We start from the raw sequence: 24,575 nt of genomic DNA, 5'->3' as shown, positions 1-24,575 counted from the left end.
GCCGCTGCGAGCGCGGAGCGCGTCCGGGCGCTGCCCGGTTCAGCCCCCGGACGGAAGCATTGCCAAGAGCACGGGTACGACGCCAAGGCAGATGAAGGCGGGTAGGGAACAAAGACCCAAGGGGATCACGAGTTTCACCCCGAGCGCGGCAGCACGCTTCTCTGCCATCCTGAACTGTTCACGGCGCAGTCGTGCTGCCTGGGCATAAAGGATGGCCGAGGATGGCGCGCCAGTCAGGGCGGCGAAGGCGAGCGCGTCCTTGAGCTTGCGCGCTTCAGCGCACTGTTGGCCCGAACTCCGCCACGCCGTCTCCCAGTCAGTTCCGATCTCGAGGGCGGCAACCACCGTCCGCAGCGAGCGGCTGAGCTGCGGGGACGCGCATCCGGCGATCAATTCAAGGGACCGTCCGAGCCCCGCACCTGAGTCGAGCATCGCGGCCACCAGCTCAAGGATCATCGGCACATTACGCAAGCCTTCCTGGCCCTCGGGTTTCGGGCGCGGGCCCACCGCCTCGCCTCTCCGCGCGTTCTTCAGCGCGCCGGTGCTCCCTGAAGAGTCGCGAAGCATCCGCAAGGCTGCACGACGCCGGTTTCTTCCCTGATCCGCCAGCCCGAGGATTGCGGCGAAGATCAACAGCAGGGACACTGCCATGGCAGGCAAAGCCAGGCCCATCAGTCAACGCCCACCGCGGCATGCACCAACCGGGACGACCAAATTCTGCCGGCGACGGTCAGGACACCCCCAGCCGCCAGCGCTGCCAATCCGACCCCGTTGGCCAACAGGACCCCCACTGGATCCGTCCCGAGCATCATGCCCAACCCCAAGCCGAATACCGGCAACCAGGTCAGGAGGCGCACAGTGGCTTTGGGGCCGGCCAGGGCAGTCTGCCGCGCGTCACCGGCGTCGTCCTCGGCCTCAAGCTGGACCGCAAATCGCGTCAGCACGTCGGCCAAGGGACAACCGCTCGCCTCCGCGACGTCCAAGCAGGCGGCAAGTTCTCCCCAGACTCGGCGTTCCACGGGATTCCCGCCCTTGAGATCCTTCACTGATGAAGTTCGTATCGCTTCGGCGACCGACGTTCCGATCATCGAGGCCGTCTTCGCCGCCGCAAGAACTTGAAGAGACCCTGACGACAGCTTGGGCAGTCCCGGGTCCTTTCCTCGTGCCTTGAAAACCCCGGAGTTGCCCGAATCAGCACGGTGCTCCCTCTCCCGATGAACCATCCAGAGTTCCTCCCAGAGCCTCGACGTCGAACGGCCTCCACGGAGGAGCGCGGCCAACTGCTGCACGAGCACCGTGAGCGGCAACGTGTCAGGGCGAGACTGTCTTCGCGGCGTGCGAGCCGCCGACCTGGGCCCTGTCATAACCGAGGGAGCAGGAGGTAGAGCGCGCAGGACCCGTCTGCCAAGCCGCCAGGACGGTTGGAACGTCACCCACGCAGCGGCCGCCAGGACGAGAACCAGGAATCCGCTCACGCAGCTCCTCCAAGGTGATCCGCTCCAAGATGATCCGGGCGGAGATTCGGTCCTTCGGAAGCAGGCAGGAGCCCGGGGTCCAGCCCAAGGCGAGCCGTGAGGTCCCGCCACGCAGTACCGGGAACAACAGCACCTGCCCGCAGCTCAACAGCAGGCACGACAGATGGGGCGAACCCGTTTTCGGACAGCAACCCAATACAGGAAACTCGTCGGCCGGCAGGCGTCCGCTCGACGTGGACCACTGCGTCCAATGCCGTTGAAAGCTGCAGTTGCACGGCTTCCCGGCTCAAGCCTGCGAGCGCGCCCAACGCCACGAGCCTGGCAGGGACTGCTGAGGCAGTGTTTGCGTGGATGGTGCCACCGCCACCGGTGTGGCCGGTATTGAGTGCTGTCAACAGCTCACGTACTTCGGCGCCGCGGCACTCGCCCACGATCAACCGGTCCGGCCGCATCCGCAGCGCCTGCCGGACGAGCTCGCCGAGGTCGAGTACGCCGCCGCCTTCAAGGTTTCCGTGCCTGGATTCAAGGGAAACCACGTGCGGGTGGACCGGATTCAGCTCGGAAGCGTCTTCAATCAGGACAAGCCGATCATGTGGGCTGCTTAAGCCGAGCATTGTGGACAGCAACGTGGTCTTCCCGGAACCGGTGGCACCACTGATCAGGAAGCTCAATCTGCGGTCAACTATCGCCTGCAGCACCTGCTGGACCGGTGCTGCGAACATGCCTCCCTTACGCAGCTCGTCCATGGAGAAAACCTCCTCGCGCCGAATCCGTACGGACAACAAGGTTCCCGCAGTGGAAATCGGAGGCAGTACCGCGTGCACCCGGTATCCACCATCGAGACGGACGTCAACGCAGGGCGAACCGTCGTCCAAACGACGCCCGCCGGCCGCCACCAGCCGGGAGGCCAAGGCACGGATCTGGGGTTCACCGTCGAAGCGCACCTGGGCTCGTTCCAGCCCCTTACCGCGGTCGAACCACACCGAGTCCGGGCCATTCACGAAGATGTCCGTCACTGAGGCATCGCGTGCAAGCTGTTGGAGAGGTCCAAGTCCGCTCAATTCGGCGCTGATCGATTCGACGGCGGCAAGCGCCCCCGCAGTTCCGAGCAGCCGGCCCGTCGCGTGGACGGCCGCGGCCACGCGCGACGGAGTGACCGGTCCGGCGTCGGCCATGACGGTTTCCCGCACGGTTTCAAGCAACGCGGCGTCCAAGAGCCTGGTATTGCGCCTGCGCCCGCCGCTGGGGAAGGCAGAAGCACTCATGCTGCTCCGTCGTCAAGTAGCTGAAGGACGGATTCCGCAAAGCGACGCACGGCCTTCCGCTTGCCGAATTCGAGAAGGCGCCCGAGCTCCGCCGCGGCAGCTGTACCGCGGAGTTCGGGGAGCACGCCGTGAAGGGGCAGACCCAGCGAATCGGCTATGAGGGGTCCGTCCAGGGCCGAACCGGCCGTTCCACGGATCACCAAGGCTGTGTCAACGGGCGGCAGATCCTGGAGAAGCCTGGCGGCGGCGACTGCTGCGCGGAGTTGAGCCGGTGCCACCACAAGGATCCTGTCGCAGTCCCAGGCGAAGCTGCCAAGCGATTCTGTTCCGCGGCCGATATCGACGATGACCAATTCAAATCCACGTCTCGCCGCATCAAGGACAGCCGCGACAGCGCCGGGCTCCACGTCGAGGAAACGGTCCCGACTGCCCGGCCAAGACAAGAAGGAGAACCCTCCTGCTATAGGCAGGGAGTCGCTTAGCTGCCCGGTGCCGATGCTCCCGCTGGCACCTGCAAGATCGGGCCAGCGAAGTCCCGGCGCATCTTCGGCGGCCAGGTAAAGCTCAAGCCCCCCTGCCCGGGGATCGCCATCGACCAGCAGCGTCCGTATTCCATGGACCGCAGCTTCCTGAGCCAGCCAGACCGCGGCCGTGGACGCGCCCGCACCGCCGCATCCTCCTGTCACCCCGAGCAGCAATCCTCCAGTGTCCGGGCCAGGTGACCGACCAAGGTGCTCGGCCAACCATGCCGCAGCTTCCGGCAAGACTGCCACGCGTTCGGCTCCTAGCGACGCTCCCAATTGCCACAAAGAATCCCCTTCACCGTCAAGGCCCAGCAAGACTGAAGGCACACGACGACGGGGCGGAAGTTCGCGGACGTCGCTGCCGAGAAGCACCATTCCCGCGGTGTCCCACGTGGGCATCGCAGCCGACAGATCGACGACTGTCCGGAGACTGGCACCGACAGCGGCGGCGATCCTTTCGGTTTCAGCTTGTAGCCGGACGTTTCCTGTCACGAGAAGGACTTCGCTGGAATCGGCAGGAAGCCACGGCCCTCCGGACGACGGGCCTGGCGCCGGGCCAGGAGGTGGACCGGATCCCCCGGGTCGGGGACGATCACCGGATCCCCCGGATCGGGGGCCGCGGCGTTGAAGCACCGACGAACCGCGATTGCTGCTGTGGTTCCGCTCGAGATGTTGCCCGCTCATGAAGCCACTCTTTCCGTTCCACCACGGACATTGAAGGCCCGGATCGGCGTATGTGGACAAGCAGCCACAACAACGCCTGTGGAGGACGAGTCCGCGTACGAACCGCTCCCTCCGGACGGCCCCACCCCGGACAGAAGTATTGCGGACGGCAGCTGTCCGCAAAGTGCAAGGTTCCACGGAATCACAAGGCAGAATTGTCAGCATGTACCTGTTGCTCGCCGCCCATCCAGACGGCGCAGCCATTCAGGAAAGCGATGCGGCCGGAGTAGCCGTCACAGAGCCGCGCGTCGTACGAAAGGCCGATCTGGCCGACGTCGTCAGCGTGTTGGAGAAGGGCCGTCCGCGCTGGGTCTGGAACCGGACCCAGGATTGGTACCCGGCGATGCTCCAGGCCGGGGTGGAACTGGAGCGCTGCCACGACCTCACGCTCTGCCGCGCCATCTTGGTCCATTCCGAGTTCACGGCCCACACGGACTACGCCCGCAGCGCGGAAAAGCTCACGCAAGACGACGAAATGCCGGTTCCGCCGCGCGTCCTCCAGCCGCCCCCGCCGTCCGCCGATCAGGACGCGCTGTTCGACGACCTGGTCCCGCGCAGCACCCAGCCAAGCCTGAACGAGGTCCGGGCCGAATTCGCCGCCCAGCAACAGGCACTCGGGCAGGCTTCCAAGGAAGAAGGCCGGCAACACCGGCTGAAACTGCTGCTGGCCGCGGAATCCGCCGGTGCCATGATCGCCGCGGAAATGCAGTTCACGGGCGTGCCGTGGCAGGAGACGCTGCACGAAGAAATCCTGGAAGGGCACCTGGGTCCCCGGCCACCCGCCGGACACCGGCCAGCCAGGCTTGAAGCTCTCTGCAACGAGCTTCGCGAAATTCTCCAGTCTCCCAAGTTGAACCCGGATTCACCTCAAGACCTCATGCGTGCCCTGCACCGGAACGGCATCGAAGTGAAAACCACCCGCCAGTGGGAGCTCAAGGAATCGAAGCATCCGGCCATCGAGCCACTGCTGGAGTACAAGAAGCTCTCCCGCCTGTTCGCTGCCAACGGCTGGTCGTGGCTGGACGCGTGGGTGAGCGAAGGGCGGTTCCGTCCCGAGTACGTCGTGGGAGGCGTGGTTTCCGGTCGTTGGGCGTCCAGGGGCGGCGGCGCGTTGCAGATCCCCCGCCAGATCCGGGGCGCGGTGCATGCCGATCCCGGGCACAAATTGATCGTCGCGGACGCCTCCCAGCTCGAACCACGGGTTCTGGTGGCGCTGGCACAGGACTCGAAGATGGCCGAGGCCGCACGGGACAAGGACTTGTACGCCGGCATCGCCGCGCAGGGTTTCGGTGGTGACCGCTCCAAGGCCAAGATCGCCCTGCTCGGTGCAATTTACGGCGCTACCACGGGCGAATCCGGACGCCTCATGCCACAGCTCACCCGGACGTATCCCCGGGCAGTCGGCTTCGTCGAGCAGGCGGCCCGCGACGGCGAAGGCGGCCGCACCGTGACCTCAAGGTTGGGACGCAGCAGCCCGCCGCCTTCGGAACGCTGGATCCGCAGCCAGCAATCCACGACGGCGGAAGAGCAGCGCCGCGCGGACAGTATCGCCCGCTCCCGGGGACGTTTCACGCGGAACTTCGTAGTGCAAGGCTCCGCAGCGGACTGGGCGTCCTGCTGGCTTGCCGAACTTCGACGGCGGCTGCGCACCGCACGTGCCGGCGGCCTGCCCGCCGGGGAACTGGTGTTCTTCCTGCACGACGAGGTCATGGTCCACGCGCCTACGGAGTCGGTGGAAGCCTGCATCAATGCCATCGAAGAGGCCGCGGCCGCCGCGAAGGAACTGCTGTTCGGGCGGGTTCCGGTCGAATTTCCGGTGAGTGTCGCCGTCGTCGATTCCTACGACAAAGCGAAGTAATCGGCGCTATTGCCCCCGGCGCAACAGCAGAGGACGATTGCCCCGTGGGACACAAAGGCCAAGCACCGCTGGCTGCATACATCGCCTTCCAACTGACAGAACTGGAAGGACAATTGCCGCTGATCGCAGCGGCCGACCCGGAGGCCGTACACAACGCCAGGCTTGCCCTTCGCCGCCTCCGTTCAGTGCTCAGCTGCTATCGCGGCATGATCCCGGGTCTCCCCCGGACGGCCCGCGGGGAAGTCAGTTGGCTCGCAACCTCGCTCGGCGAGTCCAGGGATGCCTATGTCCTGGCACAGAGAATACGGCTGTCCTTGGACACAAAGGACTCGTGGAAAAGCCCCGAGACCGTGCGCCTGGCCGTGGAGGAACTGGAAGCGTCCAGCGCGCGGCTGGCTGCTTCCCTTGGCGGGCACAAGCGCAGCAAACGCACCGTGAGGGCCGCACGGGCGGCGCTGTTGGAAGTGCCGACCGCAAGGGAATACAAGCACCCGACGGCGGACCTCGCGGAGCGCCTCCAGGCCCGGTGGGAGCGGTTGCAGCAGAGCCTCGCGGAGCAGGCGGGCAGCACAGCGACCCGCAGGTGCGCAACGCAGCACTCCACCAGGCGCGCAAGGACGTCAAGTGCCTCCGCTACTCGCTGGAGGCAGTCGCGGGCGCCTTCAGCCATCACGCCTCAGGGGTGATCCAGCCCGCGATCGGCCTGCAGCGGTTGTTGGGCGAGCAGCATGACGCGGTCGTGGCCGGCGAATGGATCAGGGAACTGGCAAAAAACCCCGGAATTGACGCTGAAGACGCCCAAAGGCTGGAAACGATGGAGGTCCGGCGGCGACTCAACGCAGAGGAAGAGTTCCGCATGGCGATCGCCGAATATCCGGTGCCGGCGCCGAGGCGCGCACTGGTCTTTTGAAGCCCGCAACCGTAACCGTAGGCAGGCCCGAAAGCGAGTCACATGGCGGAAAAGAACCCGGCATGACCCGGGCAAGTAATGTACCCCAAAGTAACTTCAGCACTCCCCTTTCTTCTGGATAGTCTCATCTTGTGGCGTTCGACGTGAGGAGCGCCACACAGTGCGAAGCAGTATCCAAGGGGGAACAGCAACGATGGCTGGACGATTCGAGATTCTCAAAGACGGCGAGGACGGCTATAAGTTTCGGCTGACGGCTGCCGACGGAACCCTGGTGGCGGAATCGCCGCGGTTCAAACACCTGAAGGCCGTAGTGGCCGGCATCAACGCCGTGCGGGAGAATGCCGCCACGGGCATCGTGGTGGATCACTCCAAAACAGCCCGACGCGCCGCATAGCAAGGACCGCGGCGCGCGTTAATGGCGGTTGCACACAGCGGCCCACCGGCTCGGCGCGCTAAATCTCGATTTCGAGCAGCCGCTCCGTGTCCCACGGAACAGTCCAGCCCAAGGCGTCGAACAGGCCGCTGAGCACCATCCCGGTGAATCCCCAGACCACGAGTCCGTTGACTTGGAACACCGGGCTCGAGAAGGTCCTGCCGAGCCTCGTCAGCGTGCCAGTGAATCGGTTGTCGGGATCGAGCAGATCGCGCACCGGCACACGGAATACTTGCGCGGACTCGCCGTAGTCCACCACCCTGACGGGCGAGGGCGACGCCCACCACGCCAGGACCGGGGTGACCACAAAATTGCTGCGTATCAGGCCGAGTTCCGGCATGACGCCGAGCACCCGCACGCCTCCGCTGTCCAGTCCGGTCTCCTCCACCGCTTCCCTGAGGGCCGCAGCCACCGCCGACTCATCGCCGGGATCGATGCTTCCGCCCGGGAACGCCACCTGTCCCGGATGGTCGTCCAGGGTGTGGGCGCGTTCCAGAAGCAACACGTCCAGATCCGCGGGGGCCACGGGTTTCCCGGATTGGGCGGGGACGTCGTCCAGGACGCCGAAGAGCATGAGCACGGCCGCTTTCCGCGCCTTGTCCGGATCGACAGTTGCAGCTGCAATCCGCGGATCCGGGCCAGGATGGAGGCCGGAATCAATCCTGGTGATCAGGCTGACGAGATCCTCGAGCGCGGTCATGCAGGTCTCCTTTGCGATTCCATCCGAATCTCCGCCGCGCGATGCGTCTCCGCAAGCAGCTTCGCGAGAAGCGCTTCGTTGCCCGGGGCCAGTTCGTACCTGAGCAACTTGGCGGCTTTGACGGGGTCCTTTTCGCCTTCGCCGTAACTCGGGCACCAATTGGCCACCGCGCACGCTCCGCATGCGGGCCGGCGGGCATGGCAAACCCTCCGGCCATGGAAAACGACGCGGTGGGACAGCATGGTCCAGTCCCTGGGCTCGAACAGCTCCGCGACATCGAACTCGATCTTCACCGGGTCCTCGGACGTCGTCCAGCCAAACCTGCGTGCCAGCCTGCCGAAATGCGTGTCCACAGTGATTCCCGGAACGCCGAAGGCGTTGCCGAGCACCACGTTCGCCGTTTTGCGACCGACGCCGGGAAGCGTCACCAGATCTTCGAGCCGTCCGGGAACCTCGCCGTCGAACTCGTCCACCAAGCGTGTGCTGAGCGCCAGGACGTTCTTCGCCTTGGCACGGAAGAAACCCGTGGGCTGCAGGATCGCCTCCAACTCGGCTATCTCGGCCTCGGCCATGCTGCGGGCGTCCGGATAGCGCGCGAACAGGATCTTCGTTACCTGGTTGACCAGCACATCGGTGGTCTGGGCGGACAGCACCGTAGCCACGACCAGCTCGAATGGGTTCCGGAAATCAAGTTCAGCGTGGGCGTAGGGATAGATCTCAGCAAGCGCCTTGTTGATTTTGCGCGCACGCCGCTTCAAAGCCAGCGGGGTTTCGACGACGGTGTCCACGGCCGGCCTGGCTAGCCGCGTTCGATGTGGCTGAGATCGCGCAAGACGCCCACTTTGCCGTCAGTATCCTGAACGAGGAATTCCTGGCCGCGGTCTTCGAGGGCCAATACCCACGCGCCCGGTTCGATGGTGAAGGCCGGGATTCCTGTGTGCTCGTCGACAACGACGCGGGGATGGGCCACGGCGAACCAGAATGCCTCGTAACCGGCGTCGTGTTCGGATTCGTCCCTTCGCGCGGCCGGATCAACGGTGGCGCCGATGGTCTGGTGCACGCGGGGTTGATCGACCCTGCCGACGTGCTGGGTGGCAGCCCCGGCTCCCATATCCGCGCCGCCGACAATCGGCGTCGCCATGGTGGCAGCGGGCATGTGCTTGGGTTCCTCGGGCGCAGACGCCTGCGGAACCCGCCCGCCGTCGGCCACTGCAGGCTCGGCGGGTTCGGGGCGTACGACGGCGGCGGCCTCGGTGGGGGCGGGTTCAGGACGTACGACGGCGGCGGCCTCGGTGGCGGCGGGTTCGGCGGGCGCAGCGGCGGGTGCAGCCGGGACCTCAACGGGTGCCAGGCCGGCAGGTACCGGTTCGGGCTTGGCCGGTTCAGGCTTGGCCGGCTTCGGCACGGCAGGCTTGCGCGTTGGAATGGCCGATTCGCGGGCCACAACGTGGGCGGGCTGCTCGGCCCGGTCCTTGAAGTCGTCGCGGAGGAGCGGCAAATGGGGAGCCAGGACCGTCGCAGCCAAAAGACCCACCGAGCCGATGAGTCCTACGAGCACGAACACGGTGAACGCGCCCGCTGCGGACAAGAAGAACAGGGTCAGGGCGAACGAGGCCACGACGGAAGCGAACTGGTCAGTGGAAAGGGAACCGATGCGCACAACGTTCCTCGGCTGCAGGCGCCGGGCAACGAACAAAGCGGCAACAACGAGGGGAAGAAGGATGCCCAGAGCCAGGAAGAAAAGGTTGTTCAAGTTCCAGAGGTTGTAGCGCCCGCCAAACATCGGCAGGAGGGACCCCACAAACATCAGCAAGGCGGAACCGAAAACGGTCACGTCCCGGATAGTGAACGGACCCAGGACGGCCTGGTACTTCGGGGAGGTCAAGCTGCCGGGCGCTGGCGCCCCGGATCCAGCTGCTGCTTCAGGGGCCGATCCGGGCGCTTGCGCGCCGTTTTTCGGACCTTGGCTCGTCTGGTTCATGTGCAAAATCTCCTTAGTACGGCGGTGTTCCGGACGCTGCCGCGCAAGGCTGCACCCGGTATTTTCCGGGCCGGACCGGGCGGCAAGTTTTCGCGTCTCGAGACTTCTTCAGCCTATGCCACCCGTCTGACAGTCCACTAGTTGGCGCGGGCGCGGAGGCAGGGATGCCGCACCGTAATATTGCCCCGCATTGGGAGCCCGGCCTGGAGCCTTCGGCGCCGTTCGGCGCGGATTCACTGCCGCGCACGGTCCAGAATGTGACCGTAGACACTTGTTGTCGCCTCAAAACGCTAAGGTGGGTTCCGGAAAAGCTCTTTGCGGAATCCCGTGAGGCGCCGCAGCCCAACGCCGTGCACTTTTGGCGCGATGGGGGCGGCCTCGCCACGGGACACCCGCGCGGCAGAGATCGATGAATGAAGAGGTTCACATGTCCCAGGACGCCAATGGATCGACGACCACCGCTGCAACCGGATCCGACGAGGCAGGCAACGGCGATGCCCTCGAAAACCTTCTCCACGAAAACCGGAAGTTCGCGCCCACCCCTGAGTTCGCCGCGAACGCGGTAGTCGGGGCCGGAGTCTATGAGGAAGCGTACGCGGACCGTCCCGCGTTCTGGGCCAAGCAGGCCCGTGAACTTCTGGACTGGGACACGGACTTCACCCAGGCCCTGGACTGGTCCAACCCGCCCTTCGCGAAGTGGTTCGTCGGCGGACAGGTCAACGCCGCGTACAACGCCCTCGACCGGCACGTCGAGAACGGCCTCGGGGACCGGGTGGCCATTCATTTTGAAGGCGAACCGGGCGACACCCGCTCCTACACCTACGCCCAGCTCACCGACGAGGTGAAGAAGGCCGCCAACGCCTTCGAATCCCTCGGGGTGGCCAAGGGTGACCGGGTGGCCGTGTACCTGCCCATGATCCCCGAAGCCGTGATCACGATGCTGGCCTGTGCCCGGATCGGGGCCGTGCATTCGGTGGTGTTCGGCGGCTTCTCCGCCGATGCCCTGCGCTCCAGGATCGATGACGCCGAGGCCAAGCTCGTGGTCACCGCCGACGGCACGTACCGGCGCGGCAAGCCCAGCCCGCTCAAGCCCGCCGTGGACCAGGCCCTCGCCAAAGAAGGACACTCGGTCCGGAACGTCGTGGTGGTCAAGCGCAACGGCGAGCCGGTGGACTGGCACGAGGGCAGGGACCAGTGGTGGGAGGATACGGTCGGCGGCGCCTCCGGCGACCACACCGCCGTTGGGCATGACGCCGAACACCCGCTGTTCATCCTGTACACCTCCGGGACCACGGGCAAGCCCAAGGGCATCCTGCACACCACCGGCGGCTACCTCACCCAGACCGCGTACACGCACAAGGCGGTCTTCGACCTGCACCCCGAGACGGATGTGTTCTGGTGCACCGCCGACGTCGGATGGGTCACCGGCCACTCGTACGTCGCCTACGCACCGCTGGTCAACGGCGCCACCCAGGTCATGTACGAAGGCACCCCGGATTCCCCGCACCAGGGCCGCTGGTGGGAAATCGTGGAGAAGTACAAGGTCTCCATCCTCTACACCGCCCCCACGGCGATCCGGACGTTCATGAAGTGGGGCCGGGACATCCCGGGCAAGTACGATCTGTCCTCGATCCGGGTCCTGGGCTCGGTGGGTGAGCCCATCAACCCCGAGGCCTGGATGTGGTACCGGGACGTCATCGGCGGCAACGCCGGCAAGAACGGCGAAAAGAAGGAACACCCGGCCCCGATCGTGGACACCTGGTGGCAGACCGAGACCGGCGCCCAGATGATCGCACCCCTGCCCGGGGTCACGGCGACCAAGCCGGGCTCCGCGCAGGTCCCGCTGCCGGGCATCGCTATCGACGTCGTGGACGAGGCCGGCGAGTCCGTGCCCGACGGGCACGGCGGCTACCTCGTGGTCCGCGAACCGTGGCCCGCGATGCTGCGCGGCATCTGGGGCGATCCGGAACGGTTCAAGGACACCTACTGGTCCCGCTTCGAGGGCATGTACTTCGCCGGCGACGGGGCCAAGAAGGACGACGACGGCGACGTGTGGCTCCTGGGCCGGGTGGATGACGTCATGAACGTCTCCGGACACCGGCTCTCCACCACCGAAATCGAATCCGCGCTCGTGTCCCACCCCTGGGTCGCGGAAGCCGCCGTCGTAGGAGCCTCCGACGAAACCACCGGCCAGGCGGTGGTTGCGTTCGTGATCTTGCGTGGGGACGCCGTCAACGACGGCGACTCCACCGTCGCCGAGCTGCGCAACCATGTGGGCAAGGAAATCGGCCCCATCGCCAAACCCCGGCACATCCTGGTGGTTCCCGAGCTGCCCAAAACCCGGTCCGGGAAGATCATGCGCCGCCTCCTCAAGGACGTCGCGGAAGGCCGCGAAGTCGGCGACGCCACCACCCTCTCCGATCCGACGATCATGACCCAGATCGCGGAATCCCTGAAGAAGTAGGTGCTGCGCCGAACCACCCGACGCCGAGCCCCGAAGTAAAAGCGGCGGTCCTCTCTTACGAGGACCGCCACTTTTGTCTTAAAACCCGCTGTCGCAAGAATGTTATATTTAGTTCTTTCATGTTCTCTTTTGAGCGGTTATAGTCGAGTTCTACGTGAGAAAACTCACAAGCACCACGCTTTCAAGGGAGAGAACATGGCAGCGAATCTTGACCCGTTCCAGTCGGCCCACAATGCCGGCCCTGGACGCCGCACCATCCTGAAAACGCTCGGTATCGGTGCTGCCGGTCTCGCCGGCATTCCGCTGCTGGCCGCTTGCACCGGCGGATCCGGCCCAGCTCCAGGAGCCTCCTCGAACAGCCTGACCTTCGGCTCGGGCTCTTCCGACGATGTTCCCAAGGCCGCCTACAAAGCCGTCACCGATGCATTCACCAAGAAGTCCGGCATCACCGTTGCCACCAACGTCGTCCCGCACAACGACTTCCAGAACAAGATCAACTCCTACCTGCAGGGCAGCCCCGACGATTCCTTCACCTGGTTCGCCGGCTACCGCATGCAGTACTACGCAGGCAAGGGCCTCCTTGCTCCCGTGGACGACGTATGGGCAACAATCGGCAGCAACTTCTCGGACGCCATGAAGAAGGCCTCCACCGGGCCCGACGGCAAAATGTACCTCGTCCCCAACTACAACTACCCGTGGGGCTTCTTCTACCGGAAGAGCTTCTGGGCGGAAAAGGGCTACGCAGTCCCCAAGACGTTCGATGAGCTGAAGACCTTGGCCACCAAGATGAAAGCCGACGGCATCATCCCCATCGGCTTCGCGGACAAAGACGGCTGGCCGGCCATGGGCACCTTCGACTACATCAACATGCGCCTCAATGGCTACCAATTCCACGTGGACCTGACCGCCCACAAGGAAAGCTGGGACCAGAAAAAGGTCAGCGACGTCTTCGACACGTGGAAGGCCCTCCTGCCGTTCCAAGACCCCGCTGCCCTCGGCCAGACGTGGCAGGATGCGGCCAAGGCCCTCGAAGCCAAGAAGACCGGCATGTACCTGTTGGGCTCCTTCGTGACCCAGCAATTCACGGATCCCGCCGTGCTCGCGGACATCGATTTCTTCCCGTTCCCGGAAATCGCCATGGAAGGCACCGACGCCGTCGAAGCCCCCATCGACGGGCTGCTCCTCTCCAAGAAGGGCGGCGACAACAAAGCGGCGCACGACTTCCTGGCGTTCATGGGATCCGCCGAAGGCCAGAACGCCTACTCAGCCGTGGACGGCTCCAACATCGCCACCGTCAAGGGCGCCGACACGTCAAAGTTCACCCCGCTGAACAAAAAGTGCGCGGACACCATCGCCAATGCCAAGTACATCAGCCAGTTCCTGGACCGGGACGCCCTCCCTGCCATGGCCAACAACGTGATGATTCCCGCGCTCCAGTCCTTCATCAAGGACGGCACCGTGGACGTCAAGAACCTTGAAGCGCAGGCCAAGACCCTTTACGCAGCCCAGTAGCTGAAGGAATCCCCATGAGTACTACCGCCGAGAAACCGGCCGCCCCGGACAGCGAGCCCGGCGCGGCCGGGCGAACCATGGCCGGCAAGAGCCAGCCCGGCTCCGGCAGGCGGACCGGCAAAGCGGGCAAAGTCCGCCGCCTCACCCGCCGTGACAAATTCATCCTCGCGATCATGGTGGGCCTGCCTACCCTGATCCAACTCCTCCTGGTCTGGCTGCCCACGCTCTTCTCCATTGCGTTGAGCTTCACCCGCTGGAACGGCCTGGACCTGAAGGACATCAAGGCCGCGGGAGCCGACAACTACCGCTACGTAGTCCAGGACTATCCCCCGTTCTGGCCCGCGATCCAACACAACGTCCTGTGGCTCGTCTTCCTGGCCCTGATCGCGACACCCCTCGGCCTGCTGCTGGCCGTGCTCCTGGACCAGAAGATCCGCGGCAGCAAGATCTACCAAAGCATCTTCTTCACGCCCGTCATGTTGTCCCTGGCCCTCATCGGCATCATCTGGCAGCTGTTCTACAACCGGGACAGCGGACTCCTGAACTACCTCCTGGGCACGGCGGGCACACCGCAGGCCGTGGACTGGTTCGGCGATTCCAACGTCAATATCTGGGCGGCCCTGATTGCGGCAACCTGGCGTCACGCGGGCTACGTGATGATCCTGTATTTGGCCGGGCTCAAGGGCGTGGACCCCTCGCTGCGGGAAGCGGCGTCGATCGACGGCGCCAATGCGGCACAGACGTTCTTCCGCATCGTCTTCCCGGCAATGCGTCCCGTGAACATCGTGATCGTGGTGATCACGATCATCGAGTCGCTCCGTGCCTTCGACATTGTGTACGTGATCAACCGAGGGACCAACGGCCTTGAACTGATCAGCGCCCTGGTGATCCAGAACCTGATCGGCGAAGGCCAAGTGATCGGCGTCGGCTCGTCCCTCGCGGTGATTCTCCTGGTCATCTCGCTGATCCCCATCGTCTTCTACCTCATCCGCACCTTCGGCAAGGAGAGCAAGGCATGAGCACCCTCGCCAACCCCATCCCGCGCACGACAGCCGCCGCAGGCACAAACCGGAATTCCGGCAAGCGCCACTACGGGACCCATATCTTCCTGACCGTCATGGCAATCATGTGGCTGATCCCGCTGGGTTGGTCCTTGTTCACGGCCTTGCGTCCCAAGGCGGATACGGACAAATACGGCTACTTCAGCCTTGGTGGCACCTTCAATTTCGACAACTTCATCACGGCATGGACCCAAGGCGGATTCTCGAAGTACCTCCTGAACTCGGTGATCATCACCGTCCCCTCGGTGCTCCTGACCTTGTTCTTCGCCTCGATGATGGCATTCGCCGTCTCCCGGGTGAGCTGGAAGTTCAACGTCACCCTCCTGATCATGTTCACTGCCGGCAACCTGCTGCCCCCGCAGGTCCTTGCGGCTCCGTTGTTCGAGATGTTCAAACATGTCACGCTGCCCTACTCCTTCAGCGATTCCGGCAACCTGCTCAACACCTACATCTCGGTGATAGCCGTGGACACGGCGTTCCAGATCGGTTTCTGCACTTTCGTGCTGTCCAACTACATGAAGGCCCTCTCGTCCGACCTGACGGAGGCCGCCCTGGTGGACGGCGCCGGGATCTGGAGGCAGTACTGGAACATCATCCTGCCGCTGTGCCGCCCCGCACTCGCGGCGCTGGGAACCCTGGAAGTCATCTTCATCTACAACGACTTCTTCTGGCCGTTGCTCTTCATCCAAAGCGGAAACCGGCTGCCGATCACCACTGCCATCAATAACCTGCAGGGCGAGTTCCTCAGCAACTACAACCTGCTCGCCGCCGGCGCCACCATCACCGTGATACCCACCCTGATCATCTACCTCGTGCTGCAGCGCCAATTCGTGGCCGGTCTCACGCTCGGTTCCAGCAAAGGATAAAACGCATGGCAATGGACTACATCGTCGACAAGCTGGGCGGCCGCATCGCGTTCGGCGGCGACTACAACCCCGAACAATGGCCCGAAGAAGTCTGGAAACACGACGTCTCCCTCATGAAGGAAGCGGGGGTGAACCTGGTCAGTGTGGGCATCTTCAGTTGGGCCCTCCTGGAGCCCGAAGAAGGCCGGTACGAATTCGGTTGGCTGGACAGGATCCTGGACCTGCTCCACAGCAACGGGATCAGCGTGGATCTCGCGAACGCGAGCGCATCTCCCCCGCCGTGGTTCAGCCGCAAGTACCCCGATTCACTCCCGGTGGACGCCGACGGCGTGCGGCAAAGTTACGGTTCGCGTCAAGCGTTCGCGGCCTGCTCACCCGACTATCGCAGGGCGGCAGCAGCCCTGACGACGGCGATCGTCGAGCGTTACGCGGGGCACCCCGCCGTCGTGATGTGGCATGTCCACAACGAGTACGGCTGCCACAACCAGCCGGATTTCGGCCCCCACGCGGAGCGTGGCTTCCAGGAATGGCTGCAGGCCAGGTACGGGAGCCTGGACGCGCTCAATGAGGCCTGGGGCACGGCCTTCTGGTCCCAGCATTACTACGACTGGGCCGAGATCCTGCCTCCGCGCCGCTCGGGAACGTGGGTGAACCCCACGCAGCAACTGGATTTCGCGAGGTTCTCCTCCGACGCCCTTCTTGAATGCTTCATCGCAGAGGCAGACATCATCAGGGCGCATTCGAAGCACCCCGTGACCACCAATTTCATGGGCTTCAACATGGGCCTGAACGCTCCTGTCGATTACTGGCGCTGGTCCGGCCACATGGATGTCGTGTCCAATGACCACTACCTGATTGCTGCCGACGAACGGAACTTCCAGGACCTGGCCATGACGGCGGACCTCACCCGCGGCTGGGCGCAGGGCAAACCCTGGCTCCTGATGGAACACTCCACCTCGGCCGTCAACTGGCAACCCCGCAATGTGGCCAAGGCCCCGGGAGAAATGCTGCGCAACTCACTGCAGCACGTGGCCCGCGGAACCGATGGCGTCTTGTTCTTCCAGTGGCGAGCCTCCCGCGCGGGGGCCGAAAAGTACCATTCCGGACTGGTCCCGCATGCCGGCCGCGACAGCAAAGTGTGGCGCGAAGTGGTGGAGCTCGGCCGTGCGCTCGAGAGCATTTCGGAAGTGGCCGGATCCACGGTCCAGGCCGACGCCTGCATCATCCACGACACCGACGCCCGCTGGGGCACCGAGTTGGACTCGCACCCCAGCGAGGACGCCCGGAACCTCCCGGAAACGCGGCGCTGGCACGACGCCCTCTACCGGGCAGGAGTCACCACCGACATCCGGCAAAGCACCGACGACCTTTCCGGCTACAAATTGGTGATCGCGCCCATGCTGTACCTCGTCACGGACGAGGCCGCCGCGAAGCTCCACGAGTATGTCGAAGCCGGCGGAACCCTCGTGATCACCTATTTCTCCGGGATCGTTGACGAGAACGACCACATCCGGATGGACCCGGTGAACGGCGGCGGTTATCCGGGGGCCTTCTCCGAGCTGCTGGGCGTGAGCATGGAGGAATTCTTCCCCCTGCGCTCGGGCGATGCCGTGGGCTTGAGCCGCTTCGGCGCCGGGACAGTCTGGAGCGAGCTGGGGAAGGCAACCGGGGCGGAGGTTCTTGCTACGTTCGACGGCGGCGCGCGCACGGGCGGGTCCGGCGTCGACGGTTCTCCGGCGGTGACCCGGCGGGCGGGATCCACCGGACGCGGTGCCGCGTACTACGTGGCCACGAGCCTGGGCCCCGAGGGGCTGGCAGAACTGGTCCAGCTCCTCTGCTCGGACGCAGGGGTGGAGCCGGTCCTGGGCGTCCGGCCTCCTGAAGACGTGGAAATCGTCCGCAGGAGCAACGGCACCAAGGACTGGACCTTCGTCATCAACCACAGTGCGCAGGACGCGCAAGTGCGGCTCGACGGCGTCGAACTCCTGAGCGGGACCGTTATCGTCGCCGGGGGTACGCTGAACCTTACTGCCGGAGGCGTCGCCGTCGTCGCCACTCCCGCCTAGCCACCCGCCGTCCCTCCAGAAAGGCTCCGATGCTTCAGGCAGCCCGCCACACCGCCATTGTCGACGCCGTCCAGCGCGAACGGGTTGTCCGCGTCTCGGATCTCGCGCAACTGCTGGGCGTCTCGGCCATGACCGTTCGGCGCGACATCGAGTCGCTGGGGGAGTCCGGACTCGTCGAGCGCATCCACGGCGGGGCCAAGATACCTGGCGATGCCCGGACGCATGAACCCGGCTTCGAGCTGAAATCCACCCAGTTGATCGAGGAGAAGCACGCGATCGCCGTCGAGGCGGCCACCTTGGTCCATGAGGGCATGGCCGTGGGCCTGAGCGCCGGAACCACCACCTACGAGCTCGCCAAGGTACTGCTGGAAGGCCCGCGGATCACGGTGGTGACGAACTCCATCAGGATTGCGGATCTCTTCCACAACGCCTCGGGTTCCCGGGAGGGCTTCCCGGTCATCGTGACCGGCGGCGAGCGCACGCCGTCGGACGCTTTGGTGGGCCCCATCGCTACGGCCGCCCTGAAGCAATTGCACCTGGACACCCTGTTCCTGGGCGTCCACGGCATGGATGCGGACGCCGGATTCACCACGCCGAACCTGCAGGAAGCCGAAACCAACCGGGCGTTCATCAGTGCGGCCCGCAACGTGGTTGTCCTGGCGGACCACAGCAAGTGGGGGACGGTGGGCATCGCTTCGATCGCCCAGCTGGAGGATGCCGACGTGCTCGTGACGGACTCGCAGCTCGGCGAGGATGCCCGGCGCATCCTCGCCGACGGCGTGGGGAAGCTCAGGATCGCCGCACCCTAGCCCGTGTGAGACCCAACTGACTCGCATTTGTTGTCGTTATGAGCCCTCAAAACGACAACAAATGCGAGCTAGTTGGGCTGGGAACGCGCTACGGGCACCCGCACGATTGCCGGATGCGCAACTGCGTGGGGAAGACCCTGTGCTGCGGCGGTTCGTTGCGGTTCTCGCCGACCAGCGCGGACACGGCGGCCTCCGCCATGTCCCATACCGGCTGCTCCACGGTGGTCAGCGCCGGCCAGCTGTACTCGGCCTCGACCGAACCGTCGAAGGACGCTACGGCAATATCGTCGGGAGCGGACAAGCCGGCCTCGCGGATTGCCCGCAGGAGCCCGATTGCCTGCATATCGGAGCTGGCGAAGATCGCCGTCGGACGTTTGTCCGCGGCCAGGAGGAGTTGTCCTGCAGCGTAGCCCCCGGGGCGGTCGAACCCGCCACGGGCCAGCGGCCCGGCAGGGAGTCCGGCAGCTTCGAGCGCCCGCCGCCAACCCTGCTCGCGCCCGTCGGCCTCGTCGTCGGCCGTGATCCCCATGGCGAGTCCGATGTTGGTGTGGCCGTGGCCGATCAAATGTTCCACGGCCAGGCGGGCTCCGGCTTCAAGGTCCACGCCTACGCTATTGAATCCAGGGGCGATCGAGGCATGGTTCAGCAGGACCGAGGGGATTTCCGCGTCAACAAGCTCCACGAAGTCGGGTTCGAACATGACGCTGGCCAGGACCACTCCATCAACCTGCCGGGCGGCGAGGTTGCGGATGTGCCGGCGTTCGGAGTCCAGCTGGTTGTCGGAATTCGTCAGCAACAAGGCATATCCGCGCCCGGCGGCAGCTACTTCCACGGCGTGTCCCAGCAGCGCCCAGAACGGGTTGCTGGAATCCGGGATCACGAGGCCCAGGGTTTGGCTGGACCCCATTTTGAGCGCGCGTGCCGCGGCATTAGGCCGGTATCCCAGGATCCGGATGGCCTCCTGGACTTTCGCTTCCGTCGCGGGCGCCACCTTCTTGGGGCCGCCGTTCACCACATAGCTCACGACGGCGGTGCTCACCCCGGCGTACCGGGCCACGTCTTTGCGGGTCACCGGTCCGCGCGGGGTGTGCACTGCCGAAGTAGTCATTGGATCATGCTAGCTACAAAGCCTCCGGAGCATCCCCGAAATCGCGGATGGGGAGCCGTTCGCCGCCGCGGAGCGCCGATTCGTGCGCCACGACGCCGGGGAGAGTGTAGCGGGCCGCCACCCACGCGTTGACAGGCGGAAGGCTTCGCTTGTTCACGGCCGTGACAAAGTCGTCCACCAGGAACTGATGGCTGCCTTCGTGCCCGTTCGGAGCTCCCTCGAATTCAACGGGCAGCCTGCCGGCGTCGTGCACCGGAGCGAGGCCGGAGATGAAAGCGCCGCGAAGTTCGGGGGCGACGTCCGCCAACGAGGGGTCATCGGGAGACATGCTCGGTTTGGTCTCCACTTGCTCGGAGACGTCAACGATCCCCTCCTTGTCCTGCCACAACGTGGTGGTGGCCAGCTGCTCGAAGCTCGCCTCGGTGCCGAAGAAGCGGAAGCGCGATTCGCGGATATGCGAGGGGTAGCCCACGCGGCGCATCTCGTTGGTGCGCATCGCGCCGCCGTCGTTCATTTCGAAAAGCGCCGTGGCGTTGGAGAAGTCGTTGTCGAACATGCTGACGTCCTTGTCGAAGACGCCGTCGCCGCGATCGTCTTTGACGCCGATGCAGCTGACGCTCACGGCGTGTCCCGGTATGGCGCCCAGTACGCCGCCGATCGCGTGGGTGGGGTACAGCATGGGCGGGTAGCTGGCGGTTGCTTTCCAGTTTTCGCCCCCGCTGTACTGGTAGGCCTCGTAGAAGCCCAGGTCCATGTCGTGGACGTAGTCGCCTTCGGTGTAGAAGATGCGGCCGAACTTGCCGGCGGCATGCTGATTGCGGGCATAGACGGTGGCCGGGTTGTAGAAGCTGGTCTCTCCCATGGCGTAAACAAGCTTGGTCTCACGCACGGCTTCGATGATTCCGGCGATCTGGTCCTCGGAGATTGCCATGGGAACGGCCGAATAGACGTGCTTTCCGGCGCGCAGCGCCTTGATCACCAATGGCCCGTGCGTCCAGCGCTGAGTGAAGATGGCGACGGCGTCGACGTCGGAGGCCAGCAATTCGTCGAAACTACCCATGGTGCCGTCCAGCCCCAGCTGTTCAACAGCTTTCGACGCCCGTTCGGGGAGTTCGTCCACTGCGTAGACCGCGGAAACCCCGGGGTGGAGCTTGAAGAGGTGGGCAAATTGGCTGCCGAACTGGCCAAGGCCTACTACTCCCATTGAAAACGTCATTGTTAGCCCTTCGATTCATGTAGGTGGCTTCAGAATGCCCGCGCCGCACCGGGAGAGGCTCGACGAGTGACTCAGGCCAGTGAATCACTGGGATCTACTCGAGTCAACAAAACGCAATAAATCCAAAATATTCGAACAAAACTTCACAGACTTGCTTGACCCTTTCAGATCTACTCGTGTAGATTCAGGGCAGATGTTAGCCATGTCACACTCAAGAAGGGTCGAAGATGACCACCCTCACCAAACATCCTGATCCGGAGCTCTCGGCTGCCGGACGGTCGCGGAAATCACGAAAACCGCGTAAAAGGGGAAAGCCCGCTGCAGGCTTCCGCGGCATCGGGGACCTCAAGATCGCGCTCCTGTTCATTGCTCCCGCGATGCTCGGCTTCCTGCTCTTCTACCTGGTGCCGACCATCCGCGGCATCTACCTGAGCTTCACCGAGTACAGCATCCTCGGAGACCCCGAATGGATCGGCGTCAAGAACTACCAACAGATCGCAAAGGACCCTCTCTTCTGGAATGCCCTTGGGGTCACGTCGGAATACGTCGTCATCAATATCGTGCTCCAGACGCTCCTGGCCCTCGGCCTCGCAATCCTCATGCACCGGGTCGCCAAGTCAACGCTCATCCGCGGGGCGCTCCTGCTTCCGTACCTCATGGCGAACGTCATCGCCGCGCTTCTATGGTTCTGGATGCTCGACTACCAGATCGGCATCGTGAACCAGTTCATCGAGTGGTTCGGACTGCCCCGCGTAGCCTTCTTCGGCAGTGAGGAATGGGCCATCCCCACGCAGGCGCTCATCAACACCTGGCGGCATATGGGTTACACGGCGCTGCTGATCTTCGCCGGCCTGCAAGCCATCCCCAACACCGTGTACGAAGCCGCCAGCATCGACGGGTCCAAGGCGTTCAGCACCTTCTGGCGGATCACCCTCCCGCTGCTGCGCCCCGTTCTCGCCCTGGTACTCGTGGTGACCGTCATCGGTTCCTTCCAGGTCTTTGACACCGTTGCCGTCACCACCCAGGGCGGTCCCGTCAACGCAACCCGCGTGCTGCAGTACTACATCTACCAGCGCGCCTTCAACGAGCAAGACTTCGGATATGGCTCGGCCCTCGCCGTGATCCTCTTCCTCATCCTGGCAATCGTGGCCTTCATCCAGATGAAGTTCCTCCGCGGAAACCAGTCGGACCTGGACTAAGGACACAACATGACCACCCTCTTCTCCCCCAAGGCAGCCACCCGCCGTCGTCCATTCAACTGGCGCCGCACAAGCGCCTGGGTGCTGCTTGCCATCGCCATTGCCGTGAGCGTGCTGCCCTTTTACTGGGTTCTCCGCACGGCCTTCTCCACCAACGGATCGCTTGCGTCCAACTCGGCAAGCCTCCTCCCCGCCGATTTCAGCCTTGGTGCCTTCAAACGCGTCTTCGGCCTCCAGACCGCTTCCGAAGCCATTGCCGAGGGCGGCTCCGGTGCGTCCATCAACTTTTGGCAATATCTGTTGAACTCCCTGCTCTTCTCAAGCATCACCACCGCGGGCGCCGTATTCTTCAGCTCCATGGCCGCCTATGCCTTCGCACGGTTGCGTTGGAAGGGCCGCGACGGCGTCTTCACCCTTTTCCTCGGCACCATGCTGGTCCCGCCGATCTTCACGGCACTGCCGAACTTCCTCCTCGTGAAAAACCTCGGCCTCCTCAACTCGATGCTCGGATTGGTCCTGCCCTACCTGTTCATGACCCCGTTCGCGATCTTCTTCATGCGGCAGTTCTTCCTCAACATGTCCCGCGAGGTGGAGGAAGCCGCGATGCTCGACGGCGCGAAGCACTGGCGGATCTTCTTCCAAATCGTCATGCCCAATGCCGCCGCACCCATCGCGACACTCGCCCTGCTCACGTTCATGGGCCAGTGGAACGAATACTTCTGGCCCCTCTTGGTCGGGACCTCCGAGGAATCGCGAGTGCTCACGGTGGGACTGGGCGTCTTCAAGTCACAGTCGCCCCAAGGCGCCCCGGACTGGTCCGGCCTCATGGCCGCGACCCTCGTCTCCGCCCTTCCGGTGCTCATCCTGTTCTCGATCTTCGGCAAGAAGATCGTCAACTCGATCGGCTTCAGCGGCACCAAGTAATCCTTCCCGCCATCACGTCTCCACCCGGGGCCGGCCCATGCCGTGCGCCCGCCCTTCCCCACCCGAAAGGACCCACCATGAAAAAGAAAGTACTCGGCGCCGTCGCCGCGGCCGCCGTGGCCACCCTCGCCCTCTCCGCTTGCGGGAGCGGAGGAGCCAGCAGCGCCGACTCCGCCAAGGGAGAGATCAGCTACTGGCTCTGGGACTCCAACCAGCTTCCCGCCTACCAGCAATGCGCAGACGACTTCCACAAGACCAACCCGGATATCACCGTCAAGATCACCCAGACGGGCTGGGATGACTACTGGGGCAAGATCACCAACGGAATGGCCTCCGGCACCGCCCCCGATGTTTTCACCGACCACCTTTCCAAGTACCCGGACTTCCTCAAGACCAAACAGCTCGTCGCGCTCGATGACGCAGTGTCCACCGACAAGGTGGACCTCACCCAGTACAACGCAGGCCTTGCGGACCTCTGGGTGGGCCAGGATGGCAAGCGTTACGGCCTTCCGAAGGACTGGGACACCGTTGGCCTCTTCTACAACAAGAAGATGGCCGCCGATGCCGGCCTCTCGCCTGAGCAGATGGCCGCCCTGACCTGGAACCCGCAGGACGGCGGAAGCTACGAGAAGGCCATCGCCCACCTCACCGTGGACAAGAACGGCAAGCGCGGCGACGAACCGGGCTTCGACAAGAACAACGTCGCGGTGTACGGACTCGGACTGCCGGGCTCCGACGCCGAAAACGCCGGACAGACCCAATGGAGCTTCCTCTCGGCCACCACGGGCTGGAGCGCCACGGACAAGACCCCTTGGGGCTCGCATTTCAACTACGACGACAAGCGCGTCCAGGACACCATTGCCTGGTGGGCTTCCCTTGCCCAGAAGGGCTTCATGCCCAAGCTCGAAACCACTGTCGGCGCCAACGCACCGGACGCCTTCGGCGCCGGCAAAGCTGCCATCAACGCCAACGGCGACTGGATGATCGGCCAGTACAAGGGTTACAAGGGCATCGACCTCGGCATCGCTCCCACCCCCACGGGAGTCGACGGCAAGAGCGCTTCCATGTTCAACGGCCTGGCCGACTCCATCTGGGCCGGGACCAAGAAGAAGGACGCCTCCATCAAGTGGGTCGAGTACCTCGGCTCCTCTGCCTGCCAGGACGTCGTAGCCGCCAAGGCCGTGGTCTTCCCCGCGATCAAGACCTCCACCGACAAGGCCGCCGAAGCCTTCAAGGCAAAAGGTATCGACGTCACCGCCTTCACCCAGCACGTGAAGGACAAGTCCACCTTCCTGCTTCCCATCACGGACAACGCGGCCAAGGTCGCCGGCATCATGAAGCCCGCCATGGACGCCGTCATCGCGGGCAAGGCACCAGCAAGCTCCCTCACAGCTGCCAACGACCAAGTCAACGCCCTCTTCTCGAAATAGTCTCCCGGCGGGAGCCCATCAGCGGCCGGGCTCCCGCTATCCTGATCAGCA

The 24,575-nt window shown here is 64.5% G+C and carries 22 protein-coding genes; 13 read left to right on the top strand and 9 right to left on the bottom strand.

Annotated elements, in window-relative coordinates; all coding sequences use genetic code 11:
• Nucleotides 1-39: 39 nt before the first annotated feature.
• Genes ACSBOX_RS03140 through ssd form a run of 4 tightly spaced genes read right to left on the bottom strand, consistent with a single transcriptional unit; the run spans nt 40 to nt 3,948 of the window.
• A complete protein-coding gene (locus ACSBOX_RS03140; protein ID WP_442544761.1) occupies nt 40-672 on the bottom strand; it encodes a type II secretion system F family protein in 633 nt (210 codons plus the stop codon).
• Complete coding sequence (locus ACSBOX_RS03135; RefSeq protein ID WP_442544760.1) at nt 672-1,475, bottom strand: type II secretion system F family protein; 804 nt, start codon at nt 1,473-1,475, stop codon at nt 672-674. The genes ACSBOX_RS03140 and ACSBOX_RS03135 overlap by 1 nt, the downstream gene beginning before the upstream one ends.
• Nucleotides 1,472-2,740: a TadA family conjugal transfer-associated ATPase gene (locus ACSBOX_RS03130; protein ID WP_442544759.1), complete on the bottom strand. Its 1,269-nt coding sequence runs from the start codon at nt 2,738-2,740 to the stop codon at nt 1,472-1,474. The genes ACSBOX_RS03135 and ACSBOX_RS03130 overlap by 4 nt, the downstream gene beginning before the upstream one ends.
• Entirely contained in the window at nt 2,737-3,948 is a 1,212-nt protein-coding gene (ssd, locus tag ACSBOX_RS03125; RefSeq protein ID WP_442544758.1) for a septum site-determining protein Ssd, read from the bottom strand. The genes ACSBOX_RS03130 and ssd overlap by 4 nt, the downstream gene beginning before the upstream one ends.
• Before the next feature lie 202 nt (nt 3,949-4,150).
• On the opposite strand from ssd, the gene ACSBOX_RS03120 reads away from it, so the two are divergent.
• The 4 genes from ACSBOX_RS03120 (at nt 4,151) to ACSBOX_RS03105 (ending at nt 7,149) form a co-directional block, all read left to right on the top strand.
• The gene (locus tag ACSBOX_RS03120; protein WP_442544757.1) at nt 4,151-5,845 is read left to right on the top strand and encodes a bifunctional 3'-5' exonuclease/DNA polymerase; all 1,695 of its coding nucleotides are present in this window, start codon (nt 4,151-4,153) and stop codon (nt 5,843-5,845) included.
• 44 nt (nt 5,846-5,889) lie between these two features.
• Entirely contained in the window at nt 5,890-6,531 is a 642-nt protein-coding gene (locus ACSBOX_RS03115; protein ID WP_442544756.1) for a CHAD domain-containing protein, read from the top strand.
• Entirely contained in the window at nt 6,429-6,755 is a 327-nt protein-coding gene (locus ACSBOX_RS03110; RefSeq protein WP_442544755.1) for a CHAD domain-containing protein, read from the top strand. The genes ACSBOX_RS03115 and ACSBOX_RS03110 overlap by 103 nt, the downstream gene beginning before the upstream one ends.
• 193 nt (nt 6,756-6,948) lie before the next feature.
• The gene (locus ACSBOX_RS03105) at nt 6,949-7,149 is read left to right on the top strand and encodes a YegP family protein (RefSeq protein ID WP_442544754.1); all 201 of its coding nucleotides are present in this window, start codon (nt 6,949-6,951) and stop codon (nt 7,147-7,149) included.
• Nucleotides 7,150-7,207: 58 nt separating this feature from the next.
• On the opposite strand, the gene ACSBOX_RS03100 is transcribed toward ACSBOX_RS03105, so the two are convergent.
• Genes ACSBOX_RS03100 through ACSBOX_RS03090 form a run of 3 tightly spaced genes read right to left on the bottom strand, consistent with a single transcriptional unit; the run spans nt 7,208 to nt 9,869 of the window.
• Nucleotides 7,208-7,888 carry an NUDIX hydrolase gene (locus ACSBOX_RS03100; RefSeq protein ID WP_442544753.1) on the bottom strand — a complete coding sequence of 227 codons (681 nt, stop codon included), beginning with the start codon at nt 7,886-7,888 and terminating at the stop codon, nt 7,208-7,210.
• Nucleotides 7,885-8,676, bottom strand: a complete 792-nt coding sequence (gene nth, locus ACSBOX_RS03095) for an endonuclease III (protein WP_442544752.1) — start codon at nt 8,674-8,676, stop codon at nt 7,885-7,887. The genes ACSBOX_RS03100 and nth overlap by 4 nt, the downstream gene beginning before the upstream one ends.
• 11 nt (nt 8,677-8,687) lie before the next feature.
• Nucleotides 8,688-9,869: a hypothetical protein gene (locus ACSBOX_RS03090; protein WP_442544751.1), complete on the bottom strand. Its 1,182-nt coding sequence runs from the start codon at nt 9,867-9,869 to the stop codon at nt 8,688-8,690.
• Between the two features lie 427 nt (nt 9,870-10,296).
• Between ACSBOX_RS03090 and acs the strand changes: the two genes are divergently transcribed.
• From acs to ACSBOX_RS03060, 6 genes are all read left to right on the top strand, one after another.
• Nucleotides 10,297-12,333 (top strand): acetate--CoA ligase, encoded by a 2,037-nt coding sequence (gene acs, locus ACSBOX_RS03085; protein ID WP_442544750.1) that lies wholly within the window; start codon nt 10,297-10,299, stop codon nt 12,331-12,333.
• 195 nt (nt 12,334-12,528) lie between these two features.
• Nucleotides 12,529-13,845: an ABC transporter substrate-binding protein gene (locus tag ACSBOX_RS03080; RefSeq protein ID WP_442544749.1), complete on the top strand. Its 1,317-nt coding sequence runs from the start codon at nt 12,529-12,531 to the stop codon at nt 13,843-13,845.
• Between the two features lie 14 nt (nt 13,846-13,859).
• Nucleotides 13,860-14,864 carry a carbohydrate ABC transporter permease gene (locus ACSBOX_RS03075; RefSeq protein WP_442544748.1) on the top strand — a complete coding sequence of 335 codons (1,005 nt, stop codon included), beginning with the start codon at nt 13,860-13,862 and terminating at the stop codon, nt 14,862-14,864.
• On the top strand, nt 14,861-15,772 hold the full coding sequence (locus ACSBOX_RS03070; protein WP_442544747.1) for a carbohydrate ABC transporter permease: 912 nt from the start codon (nt 14,861-14,863) through the stop codon (nt 15,770-15,772). Before ACSBOX_RS03075 ends, ACSBOX_RS03070 begins: the two co-directional genes overlap by 4 nt.
• 5 nt (nt 15,773-15,777) lie before the next feature.
• A complete protein-coding gene (locus ACSBOX_RS03065) occupies nt 15,778-17,838 on the top strand; it encodes a beta-galactosidase (RefSeq protein ID WP_442544746.1) in 2,061 nt (686 codons plus the stop codon).
• 29 nt (nt 17,839-17,867) lie between these two features.
• Complete coding sequence (locus ACSBOX_RS03060; protein WP_442544745.1) at nt 17,868-18,647, top strand: DeoR/GlpR family DNA-binding transcription regulator; 780 nt, start codon at nt 17,868-17,870, stop codon at nt 18,645-18,647.
• Nucleotides 18,648-18,735: 88 nt separating this feature from the next.
• Here ACSBOX_RS03060 and ACSBOX_RS03055 read toward each other — a convergent pair whose 3' ends face one another.
• Both ACSBOX_RS03055 and ACSBOX_RS03050 read right to left on the bottom strand, forming a co-directional pair.
• Nucleotides 18,736-19,755 (bottom strand): LacI family DNA-binding transcriptional regulator, encoded by a 1,020-nt coding sequence (locus tag ACSBOX_RS03055; RefSeq protein ID WP_442544744.1) that lies wholly within the window; start codon nt 19,753-19,755, stop codon nt 18,736-18,738.
• A gap of 13 nt (nt 19,756-19,768) precedes the next feature.
• Nucleotides 19,769-20,971, bottom strand: coding sequence for a Gfo/Idh/MocA family protein (locus tag ACSBOX_RS03050; RefSeq protein ID WP_442544743.1), 1,203 nt, complete (start codon nt 20,969-20,971; stop codon nt 19,769-19,771).
• A 227-nt stretch (nt 20,972-21,198) separates the two neighbouring features.
• Here ACSBOX_RS03050 and ACSBOX_RS03045 point away from each other — a divergent pair, with 227 nt between their 5' ends.
• The 3 genes from ACSBOX_RS03045 to ACSBOX_RS03035 all read left to right on the top strand — a co-directional run bounded on the left by ACSBOX_RS03045 (nt 21,199) and on the right by ACSBOX_RS03035 (nt 24,524).
• The gene (locus ACSBOX_RS03045; RefSeq protein ID WP_442544742.1) at nt 21,199-22,170 is read left to right on the top strand and encodes a carbohydrate ABC transporter permease; all 972 of its coding nucleotides are present in this window, start codon (nt 21,199-21,201) and stop codon (nt 22,168-22,170) included.
• 9 nt (nt 22,171-22,179) lie between these two features.
• Nucleotides 22,180-23,094 carry a carbohydrate ABC transporter permease gene (locus ACSBOX_RS03040; protein ID WP_442544741.1) on the top strand — a complete coding sequence of 305 codons (915 nt, stop codon included), beginning with the start codon at nt 22,180-22,182 and terminating at the stop codon, nt 23,092-23,094.
• A 77-nt stretch (nt 23,095-23,171) separates the two neighbouring features.
• The gene (locus ACSBOX_RS03035) at nt 23,172-24,524 is read left to right on the top strand and encodes an ABC transporter substrate-binding protein (protein WP_442544740.1); all 1,353 of its coding nucleotides are present in this window, start codon (nt 23,172-23,174) and stop codon (nt 24,522-24,524) included.
• Nucleotides 24,525-24,575: the final 51 nt, after the last annotated feature.

It is taken from the genome of Arthrobacter sp. KN11-1C (assembly GCF_052180225.1).
Lineage (GTDB): Bacteria > Actinomycetota > Actinomycetes > Actinomycetales > Micrococcaceae > Arthrobacter.
The sequence above is the reverse complement of the archived record's forward strand: the minus strand, read 5'-3'. Positions and strand labels throughout refer to the sequence as shown.